The 25,292-nt window shown below is 64.4% G+C and carries 26 protein-coding genes; 16 read left to right on the forward strand and 10 right to left on the reverse strand.

Annotated elements, in window-relative coordinates; all coding sequences use genetic code 11:
- Positions 1–2: 2 nt before the first annotated feature.
- From GNZ21_RS11405 to GNZ21_RS11425, 5 genes are all read left to right on the forward strand, one after another.
- The gene (locus GNZ21_RS11405) at positions 3–842 is read left to right on the forward strand and encodes an ABC transporter ATP-binding protein (protein WP_157324440.1); all 840 of its coding nucleotides are present in this window, start codon (positions 3–5) and stop codon (positions 840–842) included.
- 75 nt (positions 843–917) lie between these two features.
- Positions 918–1,970 (forward strand): iron-siderophore ABC transporter substrate-binding protein, encoded by a 1,053-nt coding sequence (locus GNZ21_RS11410; RefSeq protein WP_157324442.1) that lies wholly within the window; start codon positions 918–920, stop codon positions 1,968–1,970.
- Entirely contained in the window at positions 1,970–2,989 is a 1,020-nt protein-coding gene (locus GNZ21_RS11415) for a siderophore-interacting protein (protein WP_157324444.1), read from the forward strand. Before GNZ21_RS11410 ends, GNZ21_RS11415 begins: the two co-directional genes overlap by 1 nt.
- Before the next feature lie 199 nt (positions 2,990–3,188).
- Positions 3,189–4,556 (forward strand): 23S rRNA (adenine(2503)-C(2))-methyltransferase RlmN, encoded by a 1,368-nt coding sequence (rlmN, locus tag GNZ21_RS11420; protein WP_157324446.1) that lies wholly within the window; start codon positions 3,189–3,191, stop codon positions 4,554–4,556.
- Positions 4,557–4,654: 98 nt separating this feature from the next.
- A complete protein-coding gene (locus tag GNZ21_RS11425; protein ID WP_157324448.1) occupies positions 4,655–5,074 on the forward strand; it encodes a DUF3817 domain-containing protein in 420 nt (139 codons plus the stop codon).
- Here the strand turns inward: GNZ21_RS11425 and GNZ21_RS11430 are convergent, their stop codons facing one another.
- Together GNZ21_RS11430 and GNZ21_RS11435 are read right to left on the reverse strand one after the other, a co-directional pair.
- Positions 5,075–5,632: a hypothetical protein gene (locus GNZ21_RS11430; RefSeq protein WP_157324449.1), complete on the reverse strand. Its 558-nt coding sequence runs from the start codon at positions 5,630–5,632 to the stop codon at positions 5,075–5,077.
- A complete protein-coding gene (locus GNZ21_RS11435) occupies positions 5,629–5,880 on the reverse strand; it encodes a helix-turn-helix transcriptional regulator (protein ID WP_157324450.1) in 252 nt (83 codons plus the stop codon). The genes GNZ21_RS11430 and GNZ21_RS11435 overlap by 4 nt, the downstream gene beginning before the upstream one ends.
- 183 nt (positions 5,881–6,063) lie before the next feature.
- Between GNZ21_RS11435 and GNZ21_RS11440 the strand changes: the two genes are divergently transcribed.
- Both GNZ21_RS11440 and GNZ21_RS11445 read left to right on the forward strand, forming a co-directional pair.
- Positions 6,064–6,945, forward strand: a complete 882-nt coding sequence (locus tag GNZ21_RS11440; protein ID WP_157324451.1) for a hypothetical protein — start codon at positions 6,064–6,066, stop codon at positions 6,943–6,945.
- Positions 6,946–6,988: 43 nt separating this feature from the next.
- On the forward strand, positions 6,989–7,636 hold the full coding sequence (locus GNZ21_RS11445; RefSeq protein WP_157324452.1) for a hypothetical protein: 648 nt from the start codon (positions 6,989–6,991) through the stop codon (positions 7,634–7,636).
- 9 nt (positions 7,637–7,645) lie between these two features.
- Here GNZ21_RS11445 and GNZ21_RS11450 read toward each other — a convergent pair whose 3' ends face one another.
- Together GNZ21_RS11450 and modA are read right to left on the reverse strand one after the other, a co-directional pair.
- Positions 7,646–8,449, reverse strand: a complete 804-nt coding sequence (locus GNZ21_RS11450; protein ID WP_157324453.1) for an ABC transporter permease — start codon at positions 8,447–8,449, stop codon at positions 7,646–7,648.
- 2 nt (positions 8,450–8,451) lie between these two features.
- Positions 8,452–9,231, reverse strand: coding sequence for a molybdate ABC transporter substrate-binding protein (gene modA / locus GNZ21_RS11455; protein ID WP_157324454.1), 780 nt, complete (start codon positions 9,229–9,231; stop codon positions 8,452–8,454).
- 51 nt (positions 9,232–9,282) lie between these two features.
- On the opposite strand from modA, the gene GNZ21_RS11460 reads away from it, so the two are divergent.
- From GNZ21_RS11460 to GNZ21_RS15980, 4 genes are all read left to right on the forward strand, one after another.
- Entirely contained in the window at positions 9,283–10,458 is a 1,176-nt protein-coding gene (locus GNZ21_RS11460) for a pyridoxal phosphate-dependent aminotransferase (RefSeq protein WP_157324455.1), read from the forward strand.
- A 243-nt stretch (positions 10,459–10,701) separates the two neighbouring features.
- Positions 10,702–11,577: a manganese catalase gene (locus tag GNZ21_RS11465; RefSeq protein ID WP_157324456.1), complete on the forward strand. Its 876-nt coding sequence runs from the start codon at positions 10,702–10,704 to the stop codon at positions 11,575–11,577.
- A 118-nt stretch (positions 11,578–11,695) separates the two neighbouring features.
- Positions 11,696–12,499 carry a SurA N-terminal domain-containing protein gene (locus tag GNZ21_RS11470; protein WP_157324457.1) on the forward strand — a complete coding sequence of 268 codons (804 nt, stop codon included), beginning with the start codon at positions 11,696–11,698 and terminating at the stop codon, positions 12,497–12,499.
- A gap of 29 nt (positions 12,500–12,528) precedes the next feature.
- Positions 12,529–13,320 (forward strand): Pr6Pr family membrane protein, encoded by a 792-nt coding sequence (locus tag GNZ21_RS15980; protein ID WP_157324458.1) that lies wholly within the window; start codon positions 12,529–12,531, stop codon positions 13,318–13,320.
- Here GNZ21_RS15980 and GNZ21_RS11480 read toward each other — a convergent pair.
- Both GNZ21_RS11480 and GNZ21_RS11485 read right to left on the reverse strand, forming a co-directional pair.
- Positions 13,280–14,374 carry a serine hydrolase domain-containing protein gene (locus GNZ21_RS11480; protein WP_157324459.1) on the reverse strand — a complete coding sequence of 365 codons (1,095 nt, stop codon included), beginning with the start codon at positions 14,372–14,374 and terminating at the stop codon, positions 13,280–13,282. The two genes, GNZ21_RS15980 and GNZ21_RS11480, sit on opposite strands and share 41 nt — an antisense overlap.
- A gap of 62 nt (positions 14,375–14,436) precedes the next feature.
- Positions 14,437–15,192 carry a TetR/AcrR family transcriptional regulator gene (locus GNZ21_RS11485; protein ID WP_188503687.1) on the reverse strand — a complete coding sequence of 252 codons (756 nt, stop codon included), beginning with the start codon at positions 15,190–15,192 and terminating at the stop codon, positions 14,437–14,439.
- 88 nt (positions 15,193–15,280) lie between these two features.
- On the opposite strand from GNZ21_RS11485, the gene GNZ21_RS11490 reads away from it, so the two are divergent.
- The 3 genes from GNZ21_RS11490 to GNZ21_RS11500 all read left to right on the forward strand — a co-directional run bounded on the left by GNZ21_RS11490 (position 15,281) and on the right by GNZ21_RS11500 (position 17,575).
- Positions 15,281–16,189 carry an ATP-binding cassette domain-containing protein gene (locus tag GNZ21_RS11490; RefSeq protein ID WP_157324462.1) on the forward strand — a complete coding sequence of 303 codons (909 nt, stop codon included), beginning with the start codon at positions 15,281–15,283 and terminating at the stop codon, positions 16,187–16,189.
- Positions 16,186–17,022: an ABC transporter permease gene (locus GNZ21_RS11495; protein ID WP_157324464.1), complete on the forward strand. Its 837-nt coding sequence runs from the start codon at positions 16,186–16,188 to the stop codon at positions 17,020–17,022. The genes GNZ21_RS11490 and GNZ21_RS11495 overlap by 4 nt, the downstream gene beginning before the upstream one ends.
- A 184-nt stretch (positions 17,023–17,206) precedes the next feature.
- Complete coding sequence (locus tag GNZ21_RS11500; protein WP_157324466.1) at positions 17,207–17,575, forward strand: SpoIIAA family protein; 369 nt, start codon at positions 17,207–17,209, stop codon at positions 17,573–17,575.
- 75 nt (positions 17,576–17,650) lie between these two features.
- Here the strand turns inward: GNZ21_RS11500 and GNZ21_RS11505 are convergent, their stop codons facing one another.
- Entirely contained in the window at positions 17,651–18,232 is a 582-nt protein-coding gene (locus GNZ21_RS11505) for a TetR/AcrR family transcriptional regulator (RefSeq protein ID WP_157324468.1), read from the reverse strand.
- A gap of 76 nt (positions 18,233–18,308) precedes the next feature.
- Here GNZ21_RS11505 and GNZ21_RS11510 point away from each other — a divergent pair, with 76 nt between their 5' ends.
- Both GNZ21_RS11510 and GNZ21_RS11515 read left to right on the forward strand, forming a co-directional pair.
- Entirely contained in the window at positions 18,309–20,174 is a 1,866-nt protein-coding gene (locus GNZ21_RS11510; RefSeq protein ID WP_157324470.1) for an ABC transporter ATP-binding protein, read from the forward strand.
- A 129-nt stretch (positions 20,175–20,303) separates the two neighbouring features.
- Entirely contained in the window at positions 20,304–20,729 is a 426-nt protein-coding gene (locus GNZ21_RS11515; RefSeq protein ID WP_157324473.1) for a VOC family protein, read from the forward strand.
- 6 nt (positions 20,730–20,735) lie between these two features.
- On the opposite strand, the gene GNZ21_RS11520 is transcribed toward GNZ21_RS11515, so the two are convergent.
- From GNZ21_RS11520 to GNZ21_RS11530, 3 genes are all read right to left on the reverse strand, one after another.
- Positions 20,736–21,320: a sugar O-acetyltransferase gene (locus tag GNZ21_RS11520; protein ID WP_229659506.1), complete on the reverse strand. Its 585-nt coding sequence runs from the start codon at positions 21,318–21,320 to the stop codon at positions 20,736–20,738.
- Positions 21,317–24,787, reverse strand: a complete 3,471-nt coding sequence (locus GNZ21_RS11525) for a DEAD/DEAH box helicase family protein (RefSeq protein ID WP_188503686.1) — start codon at positions 24,785–24,787, stop codon at positions 21,317–21,319. Before GNZ21_RS11525 ends, GNZ21_RS11520 begins: the two co-directional genes overlap by 4 nt.
- Before the next feature lie 102 nt (positions 24,788–24,889).
- Positions 24,890–25,189, reverse strand: a complete 300-nt coding sequence (locus GNZ21_RS11530) for a hypothetical protein (RefSeq protein WP_157324476.1) — start codon at positions 25,187–25,189, stop codon at positions 24,890–24,892.
- Positions 25,190–25,292: the final 103 nt, after the last annotated feature.

Genomic DNA, 25,292 nt, shown 5'->3' on the forward strand with positions numbered 1-25,292 from the left:
GAATGACGATCACCGAAATCCGCGAGGAGGCAGTGGCGGAACTGCCGCGGCTGAAGGCTGAGCCCCGGCTGGCTGCGGCAGACCTGGCCTGCGGTTATGACGAGCGCTCCGTGCTCAAGGAGCTGAACCTGCAGATCCCGGAGGAGTCCTTCACCGTCATCATCGGTCCCAACGCCTGCGGCAAGTCCACTCTGCTGCGCAGCCTGGCCCGACTCATCCGTCCCGCCGCCGGAGAGGTTCTGCTCGACGGCGATGCCATCAGCTCTATACCCACCAAGCAGCTGGCCCGTACTATCGGTCTGCTGCCGCAGACCTCACTGGCTCCTGAAGGCATCACTGTGGCTGATCTGGTTTCCCGCGGCCGTCACCCGCACCAGAGCCTGCTGCGCCGCTGGGGCCGCGAGGACGAGGCTGCAGTCCGCCACGCATTGGAAGTTACCGGCACCACGGAACTTGCCACCCGGGCTGTCGATGCACTCTCCGGCGGGCAGCGCCAGCGCGCATGGATCGCCATGACGCTGGCCCAGCAGACACCGATCATGCTGCTGGACGAACCCACCACCTACCTGGATATCGCACATCAGATCGAGGTTCTGGAACTGTGCACCCAACTCCAGCGCGAGGGGCGCACCCTGGTGGCCGTGCTGCACGACCTGAACCAGGCGCTGCGTTATGCCACCCATCTAGTGGCCATGCGCGAGGGCCAGATCATCGCCCAGGGTCACCCGGAGGAGATCGGTACCGCTGAGCTGGTGCGCGAGGTCTTCGGCATTGATTCCCTGGTGATCGGCGACCCGGAGACCGGCCGCCCGCTGGTGATACCCCGGGCCCCTGCGGCCTAGCAAACACCCTGAGAACCTACCCAAGTGACTGCTCGCACCAGTTCTATTGAGCCCTGCGTCCTAAGAGGAGAATCCATGAAGAACCCGCTACTGTCATTGTCCGCCATTCTGGCGGCCTCCGCCTTGGCACTTACCGCATGTGGCGGTGAGGGTGATGGAGACCACGCCACAGATAGCGCTGCGGACGGTGCGAGCCCCGCAGCCGAGGGCGCGGAGGACGGCGTGCTGGCAGTGGTGGAGCATATGTATGGCCCCACTGAGGTGCTTGAGCCCCAGGGCGGCGAGCTGCGCGTAGTGGCCCTGGGCTGGTCCGATGCCGAGATCGCCTTGGCCCTGGGTGTGGAACCCGTCGCCGTGCATGACTGGCAGAGCTTCGGGGAGGAGAGCCACGGCGTCGGACCGTGGGCCGCCGACCTCTTTGACGAGGTGGACCCTGAGGTCATCCCGCGCACCGACGGCGATCTGGACTATGAGTACATCCAGTCGTTGGCCCCGGATCTGATCCTCAACGTCAACTCCGGCTATGACGAGGCTGAGTACCAGCGGCTCAGCGAGATCGCGCCCACTGTTTCTGGTCCCGAGGGTGCTGCTAACTACAACCCCGGGTGGGAGAAGCAGACCCAGCTGGTCGCCGATTCCCTGGGTCTCTCTGCCGAGGGCACCGAACTGATCGAACAGACCCACGCCAAGATTGAAGAGGCCCGTGAGGCACATCCTGAGTTTGAGGGGGTAGAGGCGGTCACCGGCTCCAAATTCGGTGAAGCCTATGGGCTGAACCTCTCCGGGGATATGCGTTGGGACATTATGGAGCTGCTGGGCTTCGAGATGTACGGCCCCGCGGCTGAACTGAATAACGGCGAGGACTTCTACGCCGATATCGCTGAGGAGCAGGTGGAGACCTTCGACGCGGATGTCGCAGTGCTCTACCCCATCGGCTACACCCTGCAGGAGCTGCAGGCTGACCCGCTGATCTCATCCCTGGACGTGGTGCAGCAGGACCGCGCGGTGTTCCTAGAAAGTGACTCAGAGTTGTCGATGGCTTTCAGCGCAGGGTCTCCGCTGAGCATCGAGTTGGTGCTCGAGGAGTTGACCCCGCAGCTGGCAGAGGCCGTGGAGAACCTCGACTGATGCAGCAGACCGCTGTTCGTCCGGCCACCCGTGCCTACCTGACTCAGGTGGTGCGGGTGGTCCGGCTCTCACCGCAGTTCCTCCGCATCACCCTCACCGGCGAGGATCTGGAGCATTTCGGTCCCGCCGGAACCGCCTCCACTGGGCTGGAAGCCGCGGCCTCTCCGATGGCCTGGGACCAGCGCATCAAACTGTTTCTGCCGCGGGAAGACGGCAGCCTGCCCGAGCTCGGGCTCTTCGCCGACCCGCCGGCCTCCATTATGGAGTGGTACACCGCCTGGCGCGCACTTGATCACGCCGAACGCAACCCGATTCGCACCTATACCGTCCGGGCCATCCGCACCTATGCGCGGGAAGTGGATATTGACTTCGTAATCCACCATGACGAACACGGCCACGCCGGTCCCGCAGCGGCCTGGGCGCTGGCAGCGGGGCCAGGCGATGAGCTGGTGATCATAGGTCCGGACCGGCGCTCGGAGGAATCAGGCGGCGGCATCGACTTCACCCCGGGGAGTGCCCGTGACCTGATGCTGGCCGGGGACGAGACGGCGGTGCCGGCGATCTGCGCGATTCTGGAGAGTCTGCCCGAAAGCTACAGCGGTGAGGCTTTCCTGGAGGTGCCCAGCAGTGACGATGTCCTGGATGTGGCCTCACGGTCCAGCGTGCGGATCTACTGGCTTCCGCGGAACGGGGCACTGCACGGTAGCGCCCTGAACTCAGCCGTAGCGGATTGGGGTACCCGCCGGTCAAAGATCTTCGCCGCCCGGCGCGCCGCCTGGGAACCGGGGCGTGAGCCGGTGGGCGCGCTGACCGGTACACCTCAGGAACTGCCCGAACTCGGCGACGACTCCATGCTCTGGGAGACCGCCGCCCCGGAGGGTTTCCGCGAGTACGCCTGGCTGGCCGGCGAGGCCGGGGTCATCACGGGCCTGCGCCGTTATCTGGTCAAAGAGGTGGGGCTCTCCCGCAAACAGGTTTCCTTCATGGGCTACTGGAAGCACGGCCGTCCCGGCGCCTAGCGGCTAGTCGGCCGAGTCTCTATCGGGGCGGGATGGCCGATGCACCGTAGCGCACGATGTTTTGGAGATGACAGCGGGTTCTCGTGCGCTATTGCCCATGGCGGCTCTTGCTGAGGGCTCATATGCGCAATAGGTGACGATATCGTGCGGCGGTGGCCGCCTCGTCGTCGCAAACTGCGCACGTGGGACAATGGGAGAGATGTCTGAGAAACCTGCCCCCGCGCCGCGCTCATCTGCTGCCCGCCCCCAGGTCAAGCCCCGCGCCGAGGGCTGGACCCAGGCGGTGGACGCCGAGGGCCGGCCCAAGCTGCAGTTCGCCCAGTCCAAGCGCGTCAAGCAGCCGCCCACCCATCTGGCCGATCTGAGCCTGGACGAACGCATCGCCTGGGCCAAGGAGATGGGCCTGCCCGGCTTCCGCGCCAAACAGCTCAGCGTCCACTACTTCCAGCACTACACTTCGGACCCGGAGCAGATGACCGATCTGCCCGCCGAGACCCGCGAGCAGTTGGTGGCAGAGTTCCTGCCCCCGCTGCTCACCGAGGTCCGCCGCCTGAAGACCGACGACGGCGCCACCATCAAGTTCCTCTGGAGGCTCTTCGACGGTGCCCTGGTGGAGTCGGTGCTGATGCGCTACCGCAGCCGGATCACCCTGTGCATCTCCAGCCAGTGCGGCTGCGGGATGAACTGCCCCTTCTGCGCCACCGGCCAGAACGGGCTAACCCGCAATATGTCCACCGCCGAAATCGTGGACCAGATCGTTCAGGCCAACCGGGCCATAGCCGCCGGAGAATTGGACCCGCCGACTGCCGAGGAGGTCAGAGAGGAATCCGACCATGCCGGCCTCGGCGAGGAATCGGACTTCGCCGAAGGTGAGGCAGCGGAACTGAGCCCGATCAAAGACGGTGCTACGGGCACCCAGGCGGTCAGGGCGGCGTCGTCCTCTGCTCAGGGTGAGAAGGCAGGCCCGCAGCGGGTCTCCAATATGGTCTTCATGGGCATGGGCGAGCCGCTGGCCAACTATAAGCGCGTGATGAACGCGGTGCGCCGGATGATCGATCCCGCGCCGGAGGGTCTGGGCATGTCCGCCCGCGGGATCACGGTCTCCACCGTGGGCCTGGTGCCTGCGATCCGGAAGCTGGCCGATGAGAACCTGCCCATCACCTTCGCCCTGAGCCTGCACGCCCCGGACGATGAGCTGCGCGATGAGCTGATCCCGGTCAACTCCCGGTGGAAGGCCGATGAGGCCATCGATGCCGCCCGCTACTACTACGAGACCACCGGGCGCCGGGTCAGCATTGAGTACGCGCTGATCAAGGACATGAATGACCACCCCTGGCGGGCCGACCTGCTGGCCGAGAAGCTCAACGCCCGCGGCCGCGGCTGGGTGCATGTGAACCCGATCCCGCTGAACCCCACGCCCAACTCGGTGTGGACCTCCAGTGAGCCCAAGGTGATGCAGGAGTTCATCGACCGGCTCAATGCCGCCGGAGTGCCCACTACGCTGCGCGATACCCGCGGCAAAGAGATCGACGGCGCCTGCGGTCAGCTGGCTGCCTCCGAGACTTGAGGGGACACCACGCGCCGCGATGCCTAGAGCTGTTCGGACTGCCTAGAGCTATAGCATGCGGCACTGTCCACAGCTCTAGGCGGATGGAAAGGATATAGATGACGACGACGCCCCCCACCCCTGCGGTGCCCCAGCAGCAGCCGCAGCCCAGGCCCGCCCGGGGCAGCTACGGCTGGCAGAAGTTCATGCGGATCGCCTTCCACGTGGTGGCCATCCTGGAGGCCATCACCTGGACCGGGCTGCTGTATGCGATGTACATGCGCCATATCGTCGGGGTTCCGGAGGCTGAGGACCCGGTGCCGTTCTGGGGTATGGTGCACGGGATTGCGTTCGTGGTCTTCTGCGGGGTGGTCACCATTGCCTGGTTCACCTTCCGCTGGAGGCTCTGGGAGTGGGTGGTGGCGCTGGGGATGGCGGTGCCTCCGCTGATGACCATTCCCCTGGAGGTCTGGTACTCCCGCACCGGCAGGCTCAAGCCCCGTCCAGCCCCGGCAGGCGGCAGCGCCCCGGGGAACTGATCACTCTTCGTCCTCCGCGGCCTCTCGCAGCCGGGCTCGGCGGCGGTGGTGCAGCACCATGACGGCCATCGCCGCCAGGCTGGCGATGAAGCCGATGCCGGTCACTATCAGGCCGGTGGTGAGCATGAAGTTCTGCAGATCCCTGCCGGCCACCTCCACCTCGAAGAGGAAAGGCACCAGCGCCTCGCCGCGGATCAGGTGATACAGCATGGCCGCCCAGGCGCCGAAGCCCAGTGCGAGATGGACACCGGTCCAGGTGAGGGTCCGGGCCAGCGGGCCGCGGGACTGCAGCTCCCATTCGTCGACTCCGCGCCGTTTGGCGTACCAGCCGGTGGAACCGGCGGTGAGCGCCAGGAGGAGGAAGAGCGCTATGGTGGCCGCCGGATAGCCGAAGACTGCGGCCACCAGCGCCAGGGCGAGGCTGCCCAGGATGGTCAGCTCGCCGTTGAATGCCTTCGCTTCGAGGTAGACGGAGCGCTCGCGCTCGTCGGGGAGGGAGATGTGTTCGATATCGATCATCTGCTCGGCTGCCCGGTCGATGAGCTTCCTGCGGGTCATGATGCTCCCCCTGTTCCCAGTGCGGCCTGGTGATCCGTTTCGCCGAAGAGTTCCTCGACGCTGGCTCCCAGCTCGGCACCGATGCGCAGCGCCAGGTACACCGAGGGGGCATAGTCGCCCCGCTCCAGGGACACAATGGTCTGCCTGCTGACGCCGACTGCTTGCGCCAGCTGAGCCTGGGTGAGCCCCCGGGCCCGGCGCAGGGTGCGCACTCGCGGCGTGGTGCTCTCAACGATCCTGGGAACCATGACTCCATGACAACTTAACTTGTCACCGAGTGTCAAGAGTACTTGTCACTTCGGGTCATGCGCGGTCAGAGGTGAAACATAACCTTTTCCGATCCGAGACCCGGCCGTGACCCTCATCTGAGGTTCTGTTCAGCCAGGGTTCCCAGAGTGGAGAACGACAGCTGGACCCGACCAAGGTGGATCATGCGGTACACACGCCACATCACAACGACGACGGCACTCAGCTCAGCGGCCCTGCTTGCCCTGGCGGCCTGCGCGCCCGAGGACGATCTGGAGCCTGAATCCGACCCGGAGCCCGCCGAGACTGAGACGGTCACTGAGGAGCCTGAGGACGAGAAGGACCCTGAGGAGACTGAACCTGCCGAGACAGACGGGCCGCCGGACGATGAGCTTCCCCCGGGCGGCACCGACCGGATGGCCGATGAGGATATCCAGCCCGATGTGCATGGTGAGATCCAGGAGGGCGGCCACTTCTCCCAGGAGGGGGAGGAAGTCGGGGTAGCCGGGCTCTCTGGGGAGGACGCACCCCTGGAGGTTTGGTCAGAGCCTGGCGCGGAGGCCGAGGTGGTTGGTGAGCTCGGGCCCACCGATGCGGCACTCTTGGGCGGCCGCGAGGTTCGTCACGCGGATCACCAGCCCGGCTCCTGGACCGAGGTGGAGCTGGCCGACGGCTACGGCTGGGTGAACACAGTAAATACCGATGGAAGCCTGTACTACTTCGGCTTGGGTGAAGACATCACCGAGGAGTACGTCGATGAGGTCCCGCCCGCTGAGGATCCACAGCTCATCGCAGAGGGCGTTGCCGAGCGGATGACGGATGACTACGAGCAGGGCACCACGGAGGACGGCGAGGAATACGGGGCCTCCTGGACTCTGGTCAGCACCCCGGAGGACCACGGTGAGGACTTCTACCGGCTGGACGTGCTGGGAATGATGGACGACTCCCGGGCCGGGTACCGGCTCTTCGCCACCGTGGAGGAACACGATGACGGCTATCAGCTCGCTCAGGTGGAACGCACCCAGATCTGCTCCCGCGGAGTCAGCGATGACGGCCTCTGCGTCTGAGAAAAGGACACAAGAAAGAACACCCAACCGAAGGTGAAGAATAATGCAGAACATACGGAAGATCACGACGACGCCACTCACCTTCAGTGCCGCAGCACTGTTGGCGCTGAGCGCATGCGGTGTGGAGGAGGACACAGAACCCAACGGGGAGAATGAGGAGATCGCCACTCCCACTGAGGAGCAGGAGCCTCCTGAGCAGGAGCCTACCGAGGGTGAAAACGGCAATGGCGAGGAGGCGCCCGAACCCACGGAGGAGGAAACTGAGGAGCCCGGTCCGGAGAACGGCGAGAACGGCGAGCAGCCTGATGTCGAACTGCCCCCGGGCGGGGCCGAGCGGATCGCCGAGGAGGACATCGATCCTGAGACCCAGGGTGAGCTCGTCGAGGACGGCGACTTCTCCGATGAGGGCGAGCCGATCGGATTCAATGAGCTGGCCGCCGATCGCGAGCCCATCGAGGCTTTCGCAGCGCCACCGGCCAGTGACGCTGATGAAGACCGGGAAGTCGCAGCGGAGCTGAGCGCCGAGGATACGGTGCTGCTGGGCGGCCGTGAGGTTCTGGCAGCCCGCGCAGATGGGATCTGGGTCGAGGTCGAGCTGGCCGATGGCTACGGCTGGGTGGAGATCTTCGTTCTGGAGGGCTATGAGCACCCTGACGGGCCCGATGGTGGCGGGGAGCCGATCGACGGCTGATCCTACGTTTCAGGCCGCGGTCGGCCGCATCCGGCCATAGGCCAGGGAGATCACCACCACCGCCACTGCGATCAGCAGCAGCGAGAGCGCCATCGCCGCATCGGGATCCGCCTCACGCTGCAGGTAGATCTCAAGCGGCAGCGTCCGCGTCACCCCCTGCTGATTGCCGGCGAAAGCCAGCGTGGCCCCGAACTCGCCCAGGCTGCGGGCAAATGCCAGCACTGCTCCGGATACCAGGCCCGGAGTGATCAGCGGCAGCGTAATATGCCGCAGCAGCCGAGTTCGTCCGGCGCCGTCCACCGCCGCGGCGTCGAGCACTTCCTGGTCCAGACCGCGGAGTGCGGTCTCCACGCTGATCACCAGAAACGGCATGGACACAAAGGTCATGGCCAGCACCACCGCAATGGAGGAGTAGGCGATCTGTACGCCGAGCACCTCCAACGCCCCTCCCAGCAGGCCCTGCCGGCCGAAGGTGTAGAGCAGTGCGAGCCCGCCCACCACTGGCGGCAGCACCAGCGGCAGCAGCACCAGAGAACGCAGCAGGGCCAGTCCGCGGAATCGCGCGTGAGCCAGCAGCAGCGCCAGCGGCACCCCCAGCAGCAGGCACAGCAGGGTGGCGGTCAGTGCCGTCCATAGTGAGAGCCGCAGGGCAGCCAATGATGATGCCGAGCTCAGTAGTCCCGGCAGCTCGGCCCAGTTCAACCGGGTCATCATCCCGGTCATCGGCAGTAGGATGACCGCCGCTCCCAGCAGCCCAGGAATCAGCACCCAAGCCGGGGGGCGGGAGAGACTGCGTCTGGCAGTGTTCAGCATGATCAGTCCACACTTTCCCAGGTCATTGCTGATCCCTGCGGCTCAGTGAAGCCAGCCCCGGCCAGAACCCTCCGGGCCTGCTGGTTATTGAGCACAAAGTCCACAAACTCCTGGCCTGCCTCGGGGGAGTCCGCCCGCTCCAGCAGGGTGAGTGGGTAGCGGTTGGGGTCCATCTCAGCGCCTTCGATCTCAATGGTCTCGACTTCACCGACGCCCTGCCGGGCGTCGGTGTTGTAGACCAGCCCGGCATCAGCCTCCCCGCTGCGCACCCGGCCCAGCACATCGGTCACCGAAGTCTCCTCAGAGACCGGGGTGATCTGCACCCCGAAAGCCTCCGCGGCACGGGCGGTGGCGGCACCACAAGGCACCTGGGCAGCACAGATCACTGTCTCAACAGCATTGTCCTCGAGGCTCTCAATGGAGGCCACATTCGAAGGGTTCCCGGCCGGGGTGACGATCACCAGATAGTTCTCTGCGAAGACCTCAGCCTCTCCTGAGACCAGTCCCTCGGCGGCGGCGCCCCGCATAGTCTCCTCATCGGCAGTGGCCAGCACATCTGCCGGAGCACCGTTCTCCAACTGTTCGACCAGCCCGGAGGAGCCGGCAAAGTTGAACCGGACCTTGGTGCCGGTCTCCTCGGTGTAGAGCTCACCGATCTCTTCGAAGACCTCATGCAGCGAGGCCGCTGCAAAGACGGTGATCTCATCCTCAGCTGCTGCTGCGCATCCGCCTAGTAGCAGCGCACAGCAACCGGCGCTGAACAGGGCAGGTAGTGATCGCATCGGCTCCAAGCTTAGGACCTTGGGCGCGCAGCGCGCCGATAGGGTGGAGGGATGAAACCTTCACGGCGCTCTGCTGTTCCCGGATTCGAAGTGATGAGCATCCTGGCGGAGATTGAAAGTCTGCGCTCAGCAGGCCGGGACATCATCTCGCTCACCGCGGGGGAGCCCGGCTCCGGGGCGCCGCCGGCGGTCAATGCCGCCGCAGCCCGGGTGCACGCTGAGAACACTGTGTTGAACTATTCGCCGGCCTTCGGGATCATGTCGCTTCGTCAGGCGCTGGCGGAGCACTACCAGAACTGGTACGGCGTGGAGATTCCGGTGGAGCGGATCGCGGTGACCACCGGCTCTTCCGGGGCGTTCATGCTCAGCTTCCTGGCTGCATTCGACCCCGGGGACAGAGTGGCGCTGGCCCGGCCCGGCTACCCCGCCTATCGGAATATCCTGGCCAGTCTGGGTGTGGAGGTGGTGGATCTGGACTGTGGTCCGGAGGTCCGCTTCCAGCCCACTCCCGAACAGCTGGAGGCCGAGGTGGCCGCCAACGGTCCCATCCAGGGGCTCATGGTGGCATCCCCGGCCAACCCCACCGGCACCATGTTGGACCGCGAGCAGCTGGCTGCGCTGACCAGCTGGTGCCGCAACAACGGGGTCCAGCTGATCAGTGACGAGATCTACCACGGAATCACCTTCGCCCACCCCGGGGTCAGTGCCGCAGAAATCGACGACGACGCCCTGGTCATCTCCTCCTTCTCCAAGTACTGGGGGATGCCCGGGTGGCGGCTGGGCTGGAGCATCCTCCCCGAATACCTGGTGGACCCGGTGGCCAGGCTCGCCGGGAACGTGGCGCTCTGCCCACCGCACGGCTCACAGATCGCCGCCGTGGCGGCCTTCACCCAGGAGTCCATGGGCTTCGCCGAAGCTCAGCTGGCGGATTATGCCAAGGCCCGCGCTCTGGTGCTGGACGCACTGCCGGAACTGGGCTGGGGCCAGAGCGCACCCGCGGACGGCGCCTTCTACGTCTACGCACATCTTGGGGAACATCTGCAGCGTCACCAGGACGCAGCAGGCTATGCCCGAGCCTTGCTTCACCAGGCCGGGGTGGCGGTGGTGCCAGGAACCGACTTCGACCCGGTCAACGGTCACGAATGGATCCGGCTCTCCCTGGCACCAGGTTCCGCGGTGGTCGCCCAGGGCATCGAACGCATTCGACACCACCACACCCAGGGCTGAACCCAGACCTCGGCACCCAGCAAAGACTATGCATTTTCCCAGGTCAGAAGGGTTGTGGGTAGGCCTCTGCGCCAGTAGCGTGAGAGTGCTGGTAGGAACACCACGGCCTCCCGGGAGCTGAGCGTTCTGGCCGGTTCGACTGTGCGCACCTGCGCTGATCACCGAAACCGCCATGCCCCTTGCCGTCACATCGTGACCGATGAGGAGCCCTCACATCCCTTAGGAGTGCAATGTTCGGGGCTGATGCATAAACAGACCCTGCAGTACCACGCCACCCCGGAAAAACCAGACGCCGTCTACGCCAGGAAGTTGCAAGAGGTGATCGGTGGCCAGTACGGGGAGATCACAGTAGCCATGCAGTACAGCTTCCAGGCCTGGAACGCCCATATTCCGGGAAAGTACCGGGACCTGCTCTTCAGCACCGCAGCTGAGGAGTTCGGCCATGTGGAGATGCTTGCCACCATGGTGGCGCAGTTGCTTGAAAAGGCCCCTTTAGGCATCACCGAAGACGCCCTTCAGGATGACCCGACAGTCGCTGCGGTGATCGGCGGCACCGATGTGCAGGAGGCTATTGCTGCCGGTGCCGGGGCACGGCCGGTGGACAGCAACGGCAATCCGTGGAATGCAGGCTATGTCACCGCCAGCGGAAACCTCCTGGCCGATTTCACCTCCAACATCAACGCTGAGATGCAGGGCCGGATCCAGGTGGCTCGGCTCTATCACATGACCGATGATCACGGGGTTCGTGATCTGCTCTCGTTTCTGCTGGCCCGGGATACCCACCACCAGAACCAGTGGTTGGCTGCCGCCCAGGAGCTCCAGGAGAGTGGTCTGGAAGAGGTGCCGGTGCCCAGCAACTTCCCCCAGAGCAAGGAGCATCAAGAAGTCTCCTACCAGGCCATTAATTTCTCCGACGGCGAGGAGATGGCCTCAGGCCCCTGGGCATCGGGGCCGGCGCCGGACGGGATCGGTGAATTCACCTACGTCCCGGTTCCTCCCGAGGGTGTGCCAATGCCCCCGCCGACCCGTCCAGACGCTCGCTTCTATGGCACTACCGATATGCCAAACGTGATGGAGAAGGCCGCCGGAACCGTTCAGGACAAGCTCAATAAGGAGTAGGCACCCGCTGCAGGCGGTACCACCGGCGTAGGGATCGCCTGCAGCCGGTGGCCCGGCTGGAACGCCGCTGATTATCGCCTGGGCACCGTGTTGTGTTGGGACTGCTACCCTGCCGGACATGCAGAAGACCACCAAGAAAAAGCTCATCACCTCATTAGCTGCCGCAGCCCTGCTGTTCGGTCTGGCAGGCTGCGACAACGGGGAGGATGATGCCCCCGAGGAGAACGACGCCGCCGAGGAGCAGCAGGTGTCCGAGGAGGGCCAGGATGACCAGGCCCCGGGCGAGGAGATGGAGATGCCCGAGCCTGACCTTGAGGACGTTCCTGAGGTTGTCGCCGAGGTCAACGGCGAGGAGATCTCCGGGGATGACTACAGTCAGCTCTACGAGTCCCAGTACATGCAGCAAGCCATGATGGTCCAGATGACCGGTGAACCGGTGGACGAGGAGGCACTGCAGGAGCAGACCGTGGAGAACCTTGTGGGCATGGAGCTGCTGCAGCAGGAGGCAGAGGCCTCCGGGTACCAGGCCAGTGAGGAGCAGGTCGATGAGGCCCTCGAGACCATGGCTGAGCAGAACGGCATGGAGACCGTCGATGACCTGATGGAGCTGGCCGAGGAGCAGGGCATCGCCGAGGATGAGCTCCGGGAGGACATTGCCGCTGAATTGGCTATCGAGCAGCTCATCGAGGAGCTCGAGGTCGAGGAGCCCACCGAGGAGGAGGTCGAGCAGGCCTACGAGGACTATGTGGCCCAGGCCGAGATGATGGACGGCACGGAGGGTGCCGAGGAGCCTGAGATTCCTGAGCTGGAGGACATGCGAGACGACCTGGAAGGCCAGCTCAGTCAGCAGAAGGAGAACGAGGCCATCATGTCCTATATCGATGAGCTGCGTGAGGCCGGCGAGGTGGAAGTCTTTATCTGAGCCCTTGGGATCAGGGGATAATTGGCACTGTGACTACTGAGCAGAAGAATGCCCAGCAGCTGAGTATCCACCAGGTGAATGCACGGACTCGGCAGCACTCAGCAGCGGCACGGATCAGCCATGCTGTCGTGGCGCTGCTGAGCGCCTCGGGACTGGCCACCTCGCTCTACTTGGGCTGGACCGTGGAGTCCACCCTGCCCATCGGTGTGGCCTATTCCGGGGGGTTCTCGGCAGGTTGGGAGCATCTGCTCAACCAGCCCGCCTACTTCACGTTCCTCTCGGCCCTGCTGGTGATGATCACCTCAGTGATGCTGGCGCTGCGCCCGGACCGCCGCTCCACCTTCTTCCACGCAGTTCGGCTGGCCTCCGTGGTGCAGATTGTGATCACTGGGCTGGTGTTCAACCTGCTGCTGCGCGCCGAAGGCCGCATGCTCGGAGTCTGGCTGTTCAACGACCGGATGCTGCATGTGATCCTGCCGGTGCTGGTTCCCCTGGTGTGGCTGGTCTTCGGGCCGCACGGGCGGCTGAGCCTGAAGGCGGTAGCCGGCTCGGTGGTGATCCCGCTGCTCTGGCTGGCAGTCACCCTGATTCGCGGCCCCATCTTGGACTGGTATCCCTACAACATTCTGGATGTCCCCGGGATGGGTTATGCCGGAGTGAGCATCTACATCGGCGCAATCCTGGCGGCCTTCATCCTGATAGCCTGCTTCCTCTGGCTGATTGACCGCACCCTGGCCAAACGCAGTGCTCCTGCGGAGGTGGCCGAACGGGCCGCTGAGCTCAGAACAGCTGAGCGGCAGCTTCGTCGAGAAGCCCAATAGGTTCCCAGGCGCCGTCCTCGCTGTTGGCCAGCACCACTACGCTCAGCTCCAGGCGCGGGTAGTGGCGCAGGATCCCACTGGCCCCGGCATTTATTCCGTCCTTGTAGAAGGAGCGGACCTCTCCGGCGGCATCGTGTTCAATCTCCAGTCCGTAGGCGTAGTGCAGCTGGTGGGTGTCCTGAGGCGAGTCCGGCTCCTCCATGCTGTGGTGCAGCGCCTGCGGGCTGAGGAATCGTTCTGTGGACTCTGCACTCAGCAGCCTGCCCGACTGCACTGCCTCGAGGAACTTCACCAGGTCTGCGGCGGTGCTGTGCGCGCCGCCGTCAGGGGAGCCGAGGGGAGGGTAGGAGTAGATGTTCTGGCGCCATCCGGTGATGGTCTCGTCGTCGTCCTCCACTGGATCCCAGCCCTCGGCGGTATCCGGCTCCGCATCGGCCATGTGGAAGAAGCCTGAAGCGCTCATCCCAGCGGCGGCAAAGATGTGCTGTTCCACCACCTGCCGGTAGCTGCGCCCGGTGACCTTCTCCAGCGCCAGTCCCAGCAGCACATACCCCACATTGTTGTAGCGGCAGGCAGCCCCGGGGGTGAACACCGGCTCCTTGTGTACGAACTGGGGAAGGAAGTCCTTGGTCTCAGTGACCGAGTAGTTCGGCCTCTGGGCCCAGAGCGCCTCATAGGATTCACCAGCCTCCTCGTCTGCGTCATCAGCGATGCCCGAGGTGTGGCTGAGCAGATGGTGGAGGGTCACCTCCTCGGGGATGCTGGTTCCGGTGAGGTCCACGTGGTCATGGATGCGGTCTTCTAAGCCCAGCTGTCCGGCATCGACCTGTTGAAGCACCACCACTGCGGTGAACAGCTTGGTGATCGAGGCGGTGTCGAACCGGGTGGTAGTCTTCACCGGAATGTTCCACCGGCGGCTGGCCACCCCGTAGGCCTGCTCGGTCAGCACCTGGCCACCCCGGCGGAGGAGGACCACCCCGGAGAACCTGTCATTATCGGCCAGTTCGGCGATCGCGGTCAGTGCGGACTCGAAGCTGCCGGCTGCATGTGTCATTCAGCCAGTCTACGTAGCCTCGGGAAGTTCAGCCGCACGGCCGGTTTAGCTGCACGGCCAGTTCAGCTGCCCAATGGGATCCGCCGCTCCAAGCCGGCGATGATCAGGTCTAGGCCCAGATCGTACTCCGGGTCCACGCCTTCATCCTGCCGGTCGGCCTCGGGGGCGCCGGCCACATAGCCCCCTGCCTCCATCACCGGCACCAGATGAGGGAAGCGCTCGGCGGTGATGACCTCCTTGAGCACCTCGACTCCTTCGGCGGTGATCCTGACCTCTCCTTCAGCGGCCAGATTCTGCTCCAGTTCCACAGTGGCGGCCACATGCTGAGAGACCACCAGAATGATGCCGACCTTCTCGAAATGACTCAGCGGCAGGTCCCTCAGGGCCTGCAGGCCCAGGTCGGCGGCACGTACCGAGTTCGGCATCAGTACCGCAACCTGGCCGCGGGGCAGTTGAAGCACCCAGGGATGAGCACGGTAGGCCTCGCGGATCCACCCTGCCCAGGCGCGCAGGGCCTCCTGCCAGGTTGGCGGCAGCTTGAGCTTCTCCGGGCTGATCACCGCCGCATCCTGCATCAGCTGCAGCAGCTCCTCCTTGCTGGAGACGTAGCGGTAGAGGGACATGGTAGTGAAGCCCAGCGATTTAGCCACCGCCTGCATGGTGACTGCGCTCAAGCCCTCGGCATCGGCGATCTCGATGGCGGCGGCCACGATCCTCTCATGGCTCAGCCCGCGGTTGGGCCCGCGCTGCGGCACCTCCTGCATGCCCCAGGCAATGGCCACTGCTCGCGGAAGCCCGGTCTCTGTGGTGTCAGCCATGCTGTGCATTCTCTCATCGTCACGGCGTCCCTCGTCATCGAACCCCTCTTGTGTGTACATAGTAAACAGTATGTGTCATACTCTGTTTATGTCATATACAGAAGATGCGCTCATCGAGATCTCAGGACTCTCCAAGAGCTACGGAAAGCACCAGGTCCTCACCGACCTCAGCCTCACCCTGACGCCGGGCATCCATGCTCTGCTGGGCCCCAATGGTGCGGGCAAGACCACCCTGGTCAACATTCTCTCCACGCTGATTCCCTATGACGCCGGCCGTGTACGGGTGCTGGGGCGGGACCCGCAGAAGCAGCGGAGGCAGCTGCAGAGACTGATTTCACTGACCGGCCAGTACGCCGCAGTGGATGGCCAGCTCACCGGCATGGAGAACATGCTGATGATGGGGCAGCTCTTCGGTCTCTCCCGCAGCGAGGCCAAGCGCCGGGCAGATGCTCTACTGGAGCGCTTCGAGCTGAGCAGTGCTGCAGGGAAACGGGCCGCCACCTACTCCGGTGGAATGCGCCGCAAGCTGGATATCGCAGCCAGCCTCATCGCCGGCCCGGAGCTGATCTTCCTGGATGAGCCCACCACAGGCTTGGACACCCGCAGCAGGCAGGCGCTGTGGGACGAGATCAACGCGCTCGCGGCAGCCGGCACCTCGATCTTCCTGACCACCCAGTATCTGGAGGAGGCCGATGTGCTCGCCGAGCGAATCATGGTGCTCCACGGCGGGTCCATCGTCGCCGAGGGCACCGCTGCCGAGCTCAAGGACCGGGTAGGCGCCTCCACCATCCAACTGCATGATGCCGCTGGGCACATCGTGGAGACTCTGCCCACCCGGGGAGACGCCGCGGGCCTCGCCGCGCAGCTGACGCGCATCGCTGCTGAGCGTCCAGAGGTCAGTGTGACGGTGCGCAAACCCACCTTGGATGAGGTTTTCCTGGAACTCACCGGAGAACCCGCCGCCCAGGACCAGCAGAAGGAGAGTATCCCCGCATGAGTGCCCCTACCGCAGAACAGATGACGACGACGCCCACCCCGGCTGCCGGCCCCATGGGCGGAGCCAGTGCGGCCACCGGGCTGAAGATATTCAGCGCCCGGAGCCTGAAGCACTCGTTCAGAGACGGCGAGTCAGTGCTGATGGCGATCCTGCTGCCGCTGATGCTCATGCTGATCTTCACCTTCATCTTCGGAGAGTCCATCGCCGCCGGTCAAGGCGGGGACCGCGGGGACTATCTGGCCTATGTGCTTCCGGCGATTGCCCTGACCGCCGCAGGGTTCGGGGCCTCCTATACAGCGGTAGTGGTCTCCAATGACATGACCACTGGGTTCATGAACCGGCTGCGCACTATGCCGTTCCCCGCTGTGACGGTGCTGATGGGTCACACGGTCTCTTCCATGGTTCGGAATATGCTTGCCACCGCGGTGGTGGTCGCTGTGGCCTTTGCACTGGGCTTCCGCACCGATGCCTCAGTGGGGCAATTCTTGGGTGCGGTGGGACTGATTGCCCTGTGGATTCTGGTGATCACTGTGGTTTTCGCAGTACTGGGCATGGTGGCCGGATCAGCAGAGGCTGCCAGTGGCTACGGGTTCATCCTGCTCTTCCTGCCCTACGTGTCTTCGGGATTCGCCCCGGTGGAAACCATGCCCAGCTGGCTCCAGGGCTTCGCCGGTCACCAACCGATGACTCCGATCATCGATGCCTCCCGCTCCCTGCTCAACGGTCAGAGCCCCGGCAGTGAGTGGTGGATCGGGATCCTCTGGTGTGCCGGGTTCATCGCCGTGGCTCTGTGGTTGGCTGCTGTGATCTTCCCCAAGAAGGTCGCTCGCTGAGGGTGGTCTCGGGTACAGGTGAACAGCGCGTTGACGCTGTTCAGGACCATTGCGTCATACCGGGACACGCCACTATCGTCCCTAGCATCGGCCTGATCTATGACCTGATTCAGGACAGGACAGGACGATAGGAAGTATCGAGCAATCGGCAGACGGTGCCACGACCAACACAGGGGAGTACAGAATGATCGAGATACTGCAGTCACCAGATCACGTTGTTGCCATCCGGGTCAGCGGAGAAGTCGATAAACAAGAGTGGGAGAACGTGACTGCGGCCGTGGGGGAGGCGCTGGAAGAGCATGAGCAGGTCTCCATGTACATCAACTTGGCTGACCTTGATTCCATGACCGCCGGGGCGGTGCTGGAGGACACTAAGTTCTCGCTGAAGAATCTCGGCAACCTGGATCAGTTCGCCCGGATCGCAGTGGTCGCCACAGCCGATTGGGTCGAGAAGGCGACCACAGCGGGCGAGAAGCTTCTTCCCGGTGCGGAGACCAAAGTCTTCAGCCCCAGCGAAGACGAGGCAGCACTCGCCTGGGCAACCGGCAGTTGAACCCGCACAGCGAGGCTCAGGGGTTCCCGAGACTGGAACAGTCGGCTAGGCGCGGAGCTCCAGTGGAGCCGTCAGTCAGATCGAGGAGGGGTCGGCGGCAGCGGCCTTGAGCAGGGTGCGTAAGGCCTGCTGACGGGCCTCGAAGGGCCCTAGCTTATCCCCGCTCTCAATCGGGATGAAGTAGACCGCATAGAGCATGGCCCAGACGGAATTGCTGATCCAGTCGATGCTCAGCTGGGGGTCGATGCTGCCGTCCTCGTGCCCGCGCCGCAGCATGGCGGCGATCTGCCGGTCGGTCTCCTCGCCCTCTGAGTGGTCCTCAGGCGCCTCCTCGGAGCCGTCGACTGTCATCCACCAGACCAGGGCCGGGAGGCTGTCCATCAGTTCGGTGCAGAGCCTGCGGTAGGCCTCCAGTCCGGTCCCCTCGCTGAGCCGGGCGCGGGCTACGGCGTTGTGCCAGGCCTCCACGGCCAGCTCTCCGGCGGCCTTCTTCAGAGTGTTCCTGTCACTGAAGTACCGGTGAAAGGTACTCCGTGAGACCCCCGCCCTCTCCGCTATCTCGGCGAGCGGAGCGCCGGGATTAGAGGCAAGCACCTCGATGCCGGCTTCCAGGATGGCGCGGCGGGTGCGTTCGGCAGTTGGGGTGTGCTCGGGCATTCCATAAGGATACTGGAAGCTTCCACTACAACCCACTAGTTGACAAAAATGAGACATAGGTGTCTCAATAGTGGCTATGACTGAATCAAACGTTCCTGAGTCTGTGGAACAGGAGACAATCACGCCGACCTCAGCTCGGGTACGTATTCTCTGGTCCTTTGCCAGGCCCTATGTGCACATCCTGGCCCTCGGCCTGGTGCTCTCCCTGGCAGTCTCCGCGATGGGCCTGGCCAGTCCGATGGTCACCAAATGGGTGCTTGACACCCTGGCCATCGGCGGTTCGCTGCGCGACCCCGTCCTGGTCCTGGTGGGCCTGCTCATCCTGGGTGCAGTGGTCGGCTGGTTCCAGTGGGTAATGCTGGGGCGACTGGCTGAAGACATCGTCTACGACGCGCGCAAACGGATGATGCTGCGCTACCTGGGCTCCCGGGTCTTCGCCCTGCTCTCCCGCGGTCCCGGGGAGCTGGTCACCCGCGTCACCAGCGACACCGTGCTGCTGAACCAGGCGGCCTCATCCTCGATCATCGGGCTGATCAACGGGACGATCATGATCATCGGCTCCCTGGTACTGATGGCCCGGCTGGACCTGGTGCTGCTGGGCACCACTCTGGCTGCCGTCGTCGTTGTGTTCCTGATCTTCGCAGTCCTGATGCCGCAGATCTCCAAGGTGGAGGAGAAGGCCCAGGCCGCGCTCAGTGACCTCGGCTCCGAGCTGGAGGGCACGGTGCGGGCGATCAAGACTGTGAAGTCCTCCTCCGCCGAACCGCGGCGATTCCGCTCACTGATGCACCATGTGGCTGAGTCCCGTCGTTACAGCATGAAGTCAGTGCGGATCCAGGCCGGGGCGTGGACTGTGGCCGGGGTGGGGCTCGATGGTGCGGTGATCATGGTGCTGGCCTTCGGTGCCTACCGGGTCTCCACCGGGGAGATGACAGTCTCGGCCCTGGTGGCCTTCCTGCTCTACGTCTGGGGACTGACCGGGCCGCTGATGGAGCTGACCCAGAACCTCACCACCCTGCAGTCCGGTATGGCAGCTGCCGGCCGCATCGCCCAGATCGAGGAGATGGAGGTCGAGGCAGAGGGTGCCGATGTCCGGGTGCTCGCCGAGACCCGCGACGACGCCGACGTCCAGGCCGCCGAGGCCCGGCTCACCGCCGCCGGCACTGAGCGAAGCGACGAGGTCGCAGGGCAGACACCCGCAGCCTCCGCCGCGCTGCTCGAGTTCCAAGAGGTCACCGCCCGCTACTCTGCGGATGCGGATCCGGCGGTGGAGACGATCAGTTTCCAGGTGCCCCAGCGGGGTCATATCGCCCTGGTGGGTTCCTCCGGGGCGGGCAAGACCACTCTGCTGAACCTGATGATGCGGTTCCTGGAGCCGACCTCCGGGAACATCCGTCTGGCCGGGCGGGACTATGCAGAGCTCGACCACGCCCAGGTGCGGCAGGCCTTCGCCTATGTGGAGCAGGAGACCCCTGTGGTGCCCGGCACCATCCGGGAGAACCTGATCTTCTCCAACCCGGAGGCCGGGGAGGATGAGATCGCGGCGATCCTGGAGCGGCTGCAGCTGGCGGAGAAGATCGCCGAGCTGCCCGAGGGGCTGGATACGAAGCTGACCGAGACTAATGTCTCCGGCGGGCAGCGGCAGCGCATCGCCCTGGCTCGGGCCCTGCTGGCCCGGCCGCGAGTTCTGCTGCTGGACGAGGCTACTGCGCAGGTGGACGGGATCACCGAGGCAGCCATTCAGCAGACCATCGCCGAGGTCGCCGAACAGGCCGCGGTGGTGACTATCGCCCACCGGCTCTCCACTGTGATCGAGGCTGACCAGATTCTGGTGATGGACTCCGGGCGGATCATCGGCCGGGGAACCCACCAACAGCTGCTGGAGAGCACCGAGCTCTACCGCAACCTGGTCTCAGCGCTGAAGATCGAGGCCAAGGTGTAGCTCATACCTGCAGGGGTGCCCTCAGTTCACCAGAAATTCACCAGGTTTCGGGACCGCGGGCATTCCCAGCCGGGGAGTGCCGGGCGCAGAATGAGCCTATCCATTCACGGCACACGGAAGGTCTTCAGCATGGCACTTGGATTCACCCCCTACCTGATGTTCGACGGCACCGCACGTGAGGCGATGAGCTACTACGCCTCAGTCTTCGGCGGGGAACTGGACCTGCTCACCTACGGTGAGGGCATGGGGGAGGAGGGGGACACCAAGGACCGGATCATGCACAGTTCGCTCTACTTGGAACGCGGCGCCCACATCATGGCCGCCGACCTCTTTCCCGGCCAGGCCTCCAACGGTTTGGGCACCATCTCGCTGACCTCCAGCGACGACGATCCGGAAGAGAGCACCAGACTTGCCCACTGGTGGGAGAAATTCTCCGCTGAATCGGAGATCTCCATCCCCCTGGAGGCCGCCCCCTGGGATCCCAACGACAAGTTTGGTCAGCTCAAAGACAAGTTCGGCGTGGAGTGGATGTTCATCATCGGCGCCACCGAATAAGGGTGGTCAGCCCAGCTGCTTGATCACCCGTGCCGGGTTGCCGACTGCGACCACATTGGCCGGAACGTCCTTGGTGACCACCGCGCCGGCACCGATCACCGAGTTCTCTCCGATGCTCACCCCGGGGCAGACGATGACGCCGCCGCCGAGCCAGACGTTATCGCCCAGGGTGATCGGCCGGGCGGACTCCCATTTCTCCCGGCGGGGCACCGGCTCCAGGGGGTGGATGGGGGTCAGCAGCTGAACGTTCGGGCCGAGCTGACAATCCGCGCCGATGCTGATGGGCGCGACATCGAGTGCCACCAGCCCGGTGTTGATGAACGTACGGTCGCCGATGGAGATATGTCCGCCATAGTCCACCATCAGCGGTGCCCTGATGGCGACCTCGGCACCGAGGTTCCCGATCAGCTCCGGCAGCAGTGCCGCGGCGTCGTCGTACTGGCCCTGCTGGATGAGCCTGCTGTACTCGGCGGACATCCGCTGGGCGGCGAATGCCCGTTGCAGGATCTCCTCATCGGCCTGGTACCAGTCCCCGGCCTGCAGTCGCTCCCAGTTGCTCCGCCCATCGGGGAAGTAGGGGCTAGTGGTCACGCGGTCTCCTCCTGGGATGGGTCCGTGGACGGGGGCTGTGCCCGGTTCCTGATCTCGCTGAGGATGTCCACCACCTCGGCAAGCCCCTCTTCGCCGATAATTTGGTCGGCCTGGCCGTAGTCGCTGAACGGGGAGTCGAACAGCTGAGCAGGCTCCATCACGCCATTGGCGGTGAGGTAACCGATGATCTGGTTGATGAAATGCAGCTGATCAGCCGTGAAGTTGGTGTCCTGGGTAAAGCCGGCGAAGGCTGCCTGGGCGGCGGCTTGGTCCAACCCCACCAGGGAGCGGATGAACACGCCGAGCCCCTGAGCATCCTCAGTGACGGCCCGGATATCCTCGCGGGTACCGAGGCCTGCTTCGACCAGCAGCTGTTCCAGCGAACGGAGATCCTGCTCGGTGAGCTGCTTATTGTGCCGCAGCTTCTGCACAGCCAGGTTGTCCACGTTCTGCCGCAGGAAACGCTCTGCCCGGAGCCTGAACTGAGCAGGATCAGTGCCGGGAGTGATGGGTCGCAGCGCCACTTCCTCAGCTGTGAGCAGGGTGTCCTCAAAGTCGGTCTGCACCGGCTTCCACCGGGTCTTGTCCGCGAAGCCAGTCAGCCCACGGAGCCTGCGCCGCACGGTTTCGAGCATCAGGTAGGTGACCTGCTCCCACCAGGTGTCCTCCCGGATCTCTTCCAGCAGGGCGGCCTGAGCCTTCACCTCCGGGACATGAGTTTTGGCCAGCAGGCTCTCGGCGATGTCCTGCACCCGATTCCGCTGCACAGCAAGGGTTGGGCCATCCCCTGTCACTTGGGCCAGCTGAGCCCGAAGCACCGTGAGGTCGAAGCTCTTGGCCTCCTCCGCCTCCTTCAGAGACTCCGAGGGGAGGCGACCCAGCCGCTCGGCAAGCTCCAGAGCCTCCTGATGTGTCAGCTTCTCCCAGGCCTCGGGTTCTGAGAACCGTTCCACCAGGGCGCGGTGGGGACGCACCTGCACGTTCTGCGGATTCATCCCGGCCACGTGTACCCGGGCAGAGTGGACCAGATCGGCCCGGAAGCTGGCAGGGGAGTGCCCGGCGTCGTCGTACTTCATCGGTACCTTGTGGTGCAGCAGGTCAGGTGTGCCTCCGGACTCGTGTGTGTCCAGTGCGGTCAGCAGCTCCAGCCGCCGCTGGAACAGGCGTTCGCTCAGCGACTTGGGCCGGGTGCGCTCCGGCTCAGGAACATCAGCGTTGAAGAACTCAAGGTTCCCGCCGGCATCCAAGATCAGGAACTCGGTCTTGGGCGCACCGGGGCCGAACAGCTCCGGCCGTTTTCGAGTGCCTCGGCCGACCATCTGCCAGAACTTGGTCTTCGAGAACACCTGTTTGAAGAACACCAGGTTGACCACCTCAGGCACATCGATCCCGGTATCCAGCATGTCCACGGTGATGGCGATCTGCGGCTCGCTGACCGGCTGCCTGCTGCCGAATGCATCAATGAGCCGCTGGCTGTGCTCCATCTTGCTGGTGATCACTCGCGCGAAGCGGCCGGCATGCTCCGGGTACTGCAGGTTGAAACGCTGGTCGATGAAGTCCGCGTGCCTCTGGTTGATGGCAAAGATGATGGTTTTGCCCAGCACATCCCCACCGGCGACTTTGATGCCGTGCTCGAACAGCTCGGCCAGCACCTTATCCACAGTGTCGGTGTTGAAAAGGCGCCGGTTCATCTCCGAGGCGGCCACCTGGTCGGGAATCTCCCCGTCCTCATCCCACTCCAGCTGGTCCCAGGTGTCCTTCTCCTCCTCGGAGAGCTCGTCATAGCGGACCCCGCGGCTGAGGAATTCGGTGCCGATACTCAGCCCGCGGGCCGGCACCAGGTAGCCATCAGCAATGGCCTCATCCAGGGAATAGGCATCGGTGGGCACCCCGGGCTGCTGGCCGAAGAGCTGGTAGGTGTTGCGGTCCACCTGATCCACCGGAGTGGCGGTCAGGCCCAGCAGCACGGAGTCGAACCACTCGAAGATGGAACGGTACTTCTGGTACACCGAGCGGTGCGCCTCGTCCACGATCACCAGATCGAAGAATCCGGGCCCGTAGAGCCGGGAACCGTCCTGGCGATACTGCTCGATCTGATTGAGCATGGTCGGATAGGTGGAGACATAGATCCGCCCGTCCGGGTCCTTCTCCTCCAGCAGGTTGACCGGCGGCTGTTCGGGAAGGTGGTCCCGGAAGGCGTTGACGGCCTGCCGCACCAGAGCTTTTCGGTCGGCCAGGAACAGCACCCGCTTGACCCACCCGGCCTGCAGCATCTGCTCCACCAGCGCGATGACGGTGCGAGTCTTGCCGGTTCCGGTGGCCATGACCAGCAGGGCCGCCCGGTGCTTGGCGCTGAAGGTCTCCCCGACTGAGCGGATGACCCGCTCTTGGTACGGGCGGTCCACGATCTGGCTCTTCACAGGCTGGTCAGAGAGGGGACGACGCCGCCGGGTGGTGTGGTGCCGCCACTGCAGTTCGTCTTTGGTCAGGAAGGAGAGCACAGGGCGGGGCGGGTAGCCTGCGGACTCTTCCCAGAGGAGAGTGCTCAGCCCGTTGGTGCAGAAGATGATCGGGCGGACTCCGTATTGGGCTTCGAGGGCTTCGGCATACAGCAGCGCCTGCTCCTGGCCCTGGGACTCCGACCGGCTGGTGCGCTTGGCTTCGATCACCGCCAGCGGGGTGCCGTCGTCGTCCCACAGCACATAGTCGGCGTAGCGAGTCTCGCCGTCGGGTCCGCGCAGAGGAACCTCCTCCTGCGCGCCTCCGGCGGTGTGCTCCTTGGTGATGACCCAGCCGGCTTCTGCAAGCATTTCGTCGATGAGCTCGGTACGGGTGGTGGCCTCGTCCAGGTCACGGTGGAACTCTGTGGTCTTGGCCGCCTGCGCTGCGGCCAACTGGGTTTGGAGGCGAGCGATCTCCTCATCCTTGGCGCGGGAGGCTGCTGCGGACTCTTCGAGTTTGCGCTGAAACTCTTCGTGTTCCTGCTGGACTTTGACTGCGAGCTTGCGCAGTTCCTCGTGCCGCATTGGGGTGCGGGAGGTGGCGATCTTCGGGTCGAACTCCGCGTCGAGTGGAATGGTGTCCGGCTGGGTAGAGAAGGTGTGGGCGGCCCAGATCAGCACGTGGTGCAGATCGGTGACGGCGGCATGCGCGTCCTGGGTGGTGATCTTGTGGCCGGGGTGGGCGGCCCGGTTGCCGCGTTTGCGCAGCAGGTCGATCTTCTGCCGGATGGCCCGGGGTGCCAGCGCGGAGAAATCCGGGTCCTGCAGGTGGCCGGCCAGGTTGTTGTCCTGCGGCTGGCGCAGCTGCTTGAGCGCGAAGATGTAGTAGACGAGCTCCTCAGCAGCATTGCGGGCGTAGACCCCGGCAGCCTTGGGGTCGGAGAAGATGTACTCCTCAGCGCGCAGGGCATATTCGTAGATCTGCGGCCATTCGGTGGCGATGAACGCGAAATTGCTCTGCGGCACCGGCGGCCTCCTTCCCCTCAGCTGCCCTCATCAGGTGTTGGTCATCACCCTATCGGAGAGCTCTGACAGGCTAAGCGCATATGTCCGGTTCGGGGTGGGCGTTCAATCGCTGGTGGTGCTGCAGTGGAGTGAAATGGTTCCCTCCAGAGTGTCGATAACAACGAATGTACGATCCCAAACGATGCCGCAGAACCATTCTGACCAGGCCAGAGGGCAGGTGTAGATCCACATGTCTGACGGGCGACCCTTGAAGAGTTCGTAGGCGAGGCGTGTTCCCAACTCTTTCGCTTCAAAGAAGGTTCCGGGGAAGCTCCTGTACGCTCCGCCGTCGAGTATGTGGTCGGTGAGGGCGCCGTCGAAGACCGAGCGGACAACTCGTTCAAAGTCCTCTTCGAAGTCCACGGGGCTGTCGCTCCTGTGGTGCTGATGGCCTACCCGATCTGCTAGTGGTGTGTCTCGTAAATAGTTAAGCGGTTGGGTTGTAGAATGAGGTATGGCTCGTTCT

The organism is Nesterenkonia alkaliphila, from assembly GCF_009758175.1.
GTDB lineage: Bacteria > Actinomycetota > Actinomycetes > Actinomycetales > Micrococcaceae > Nesterenkonia > Nesterenkonia alkaliphila.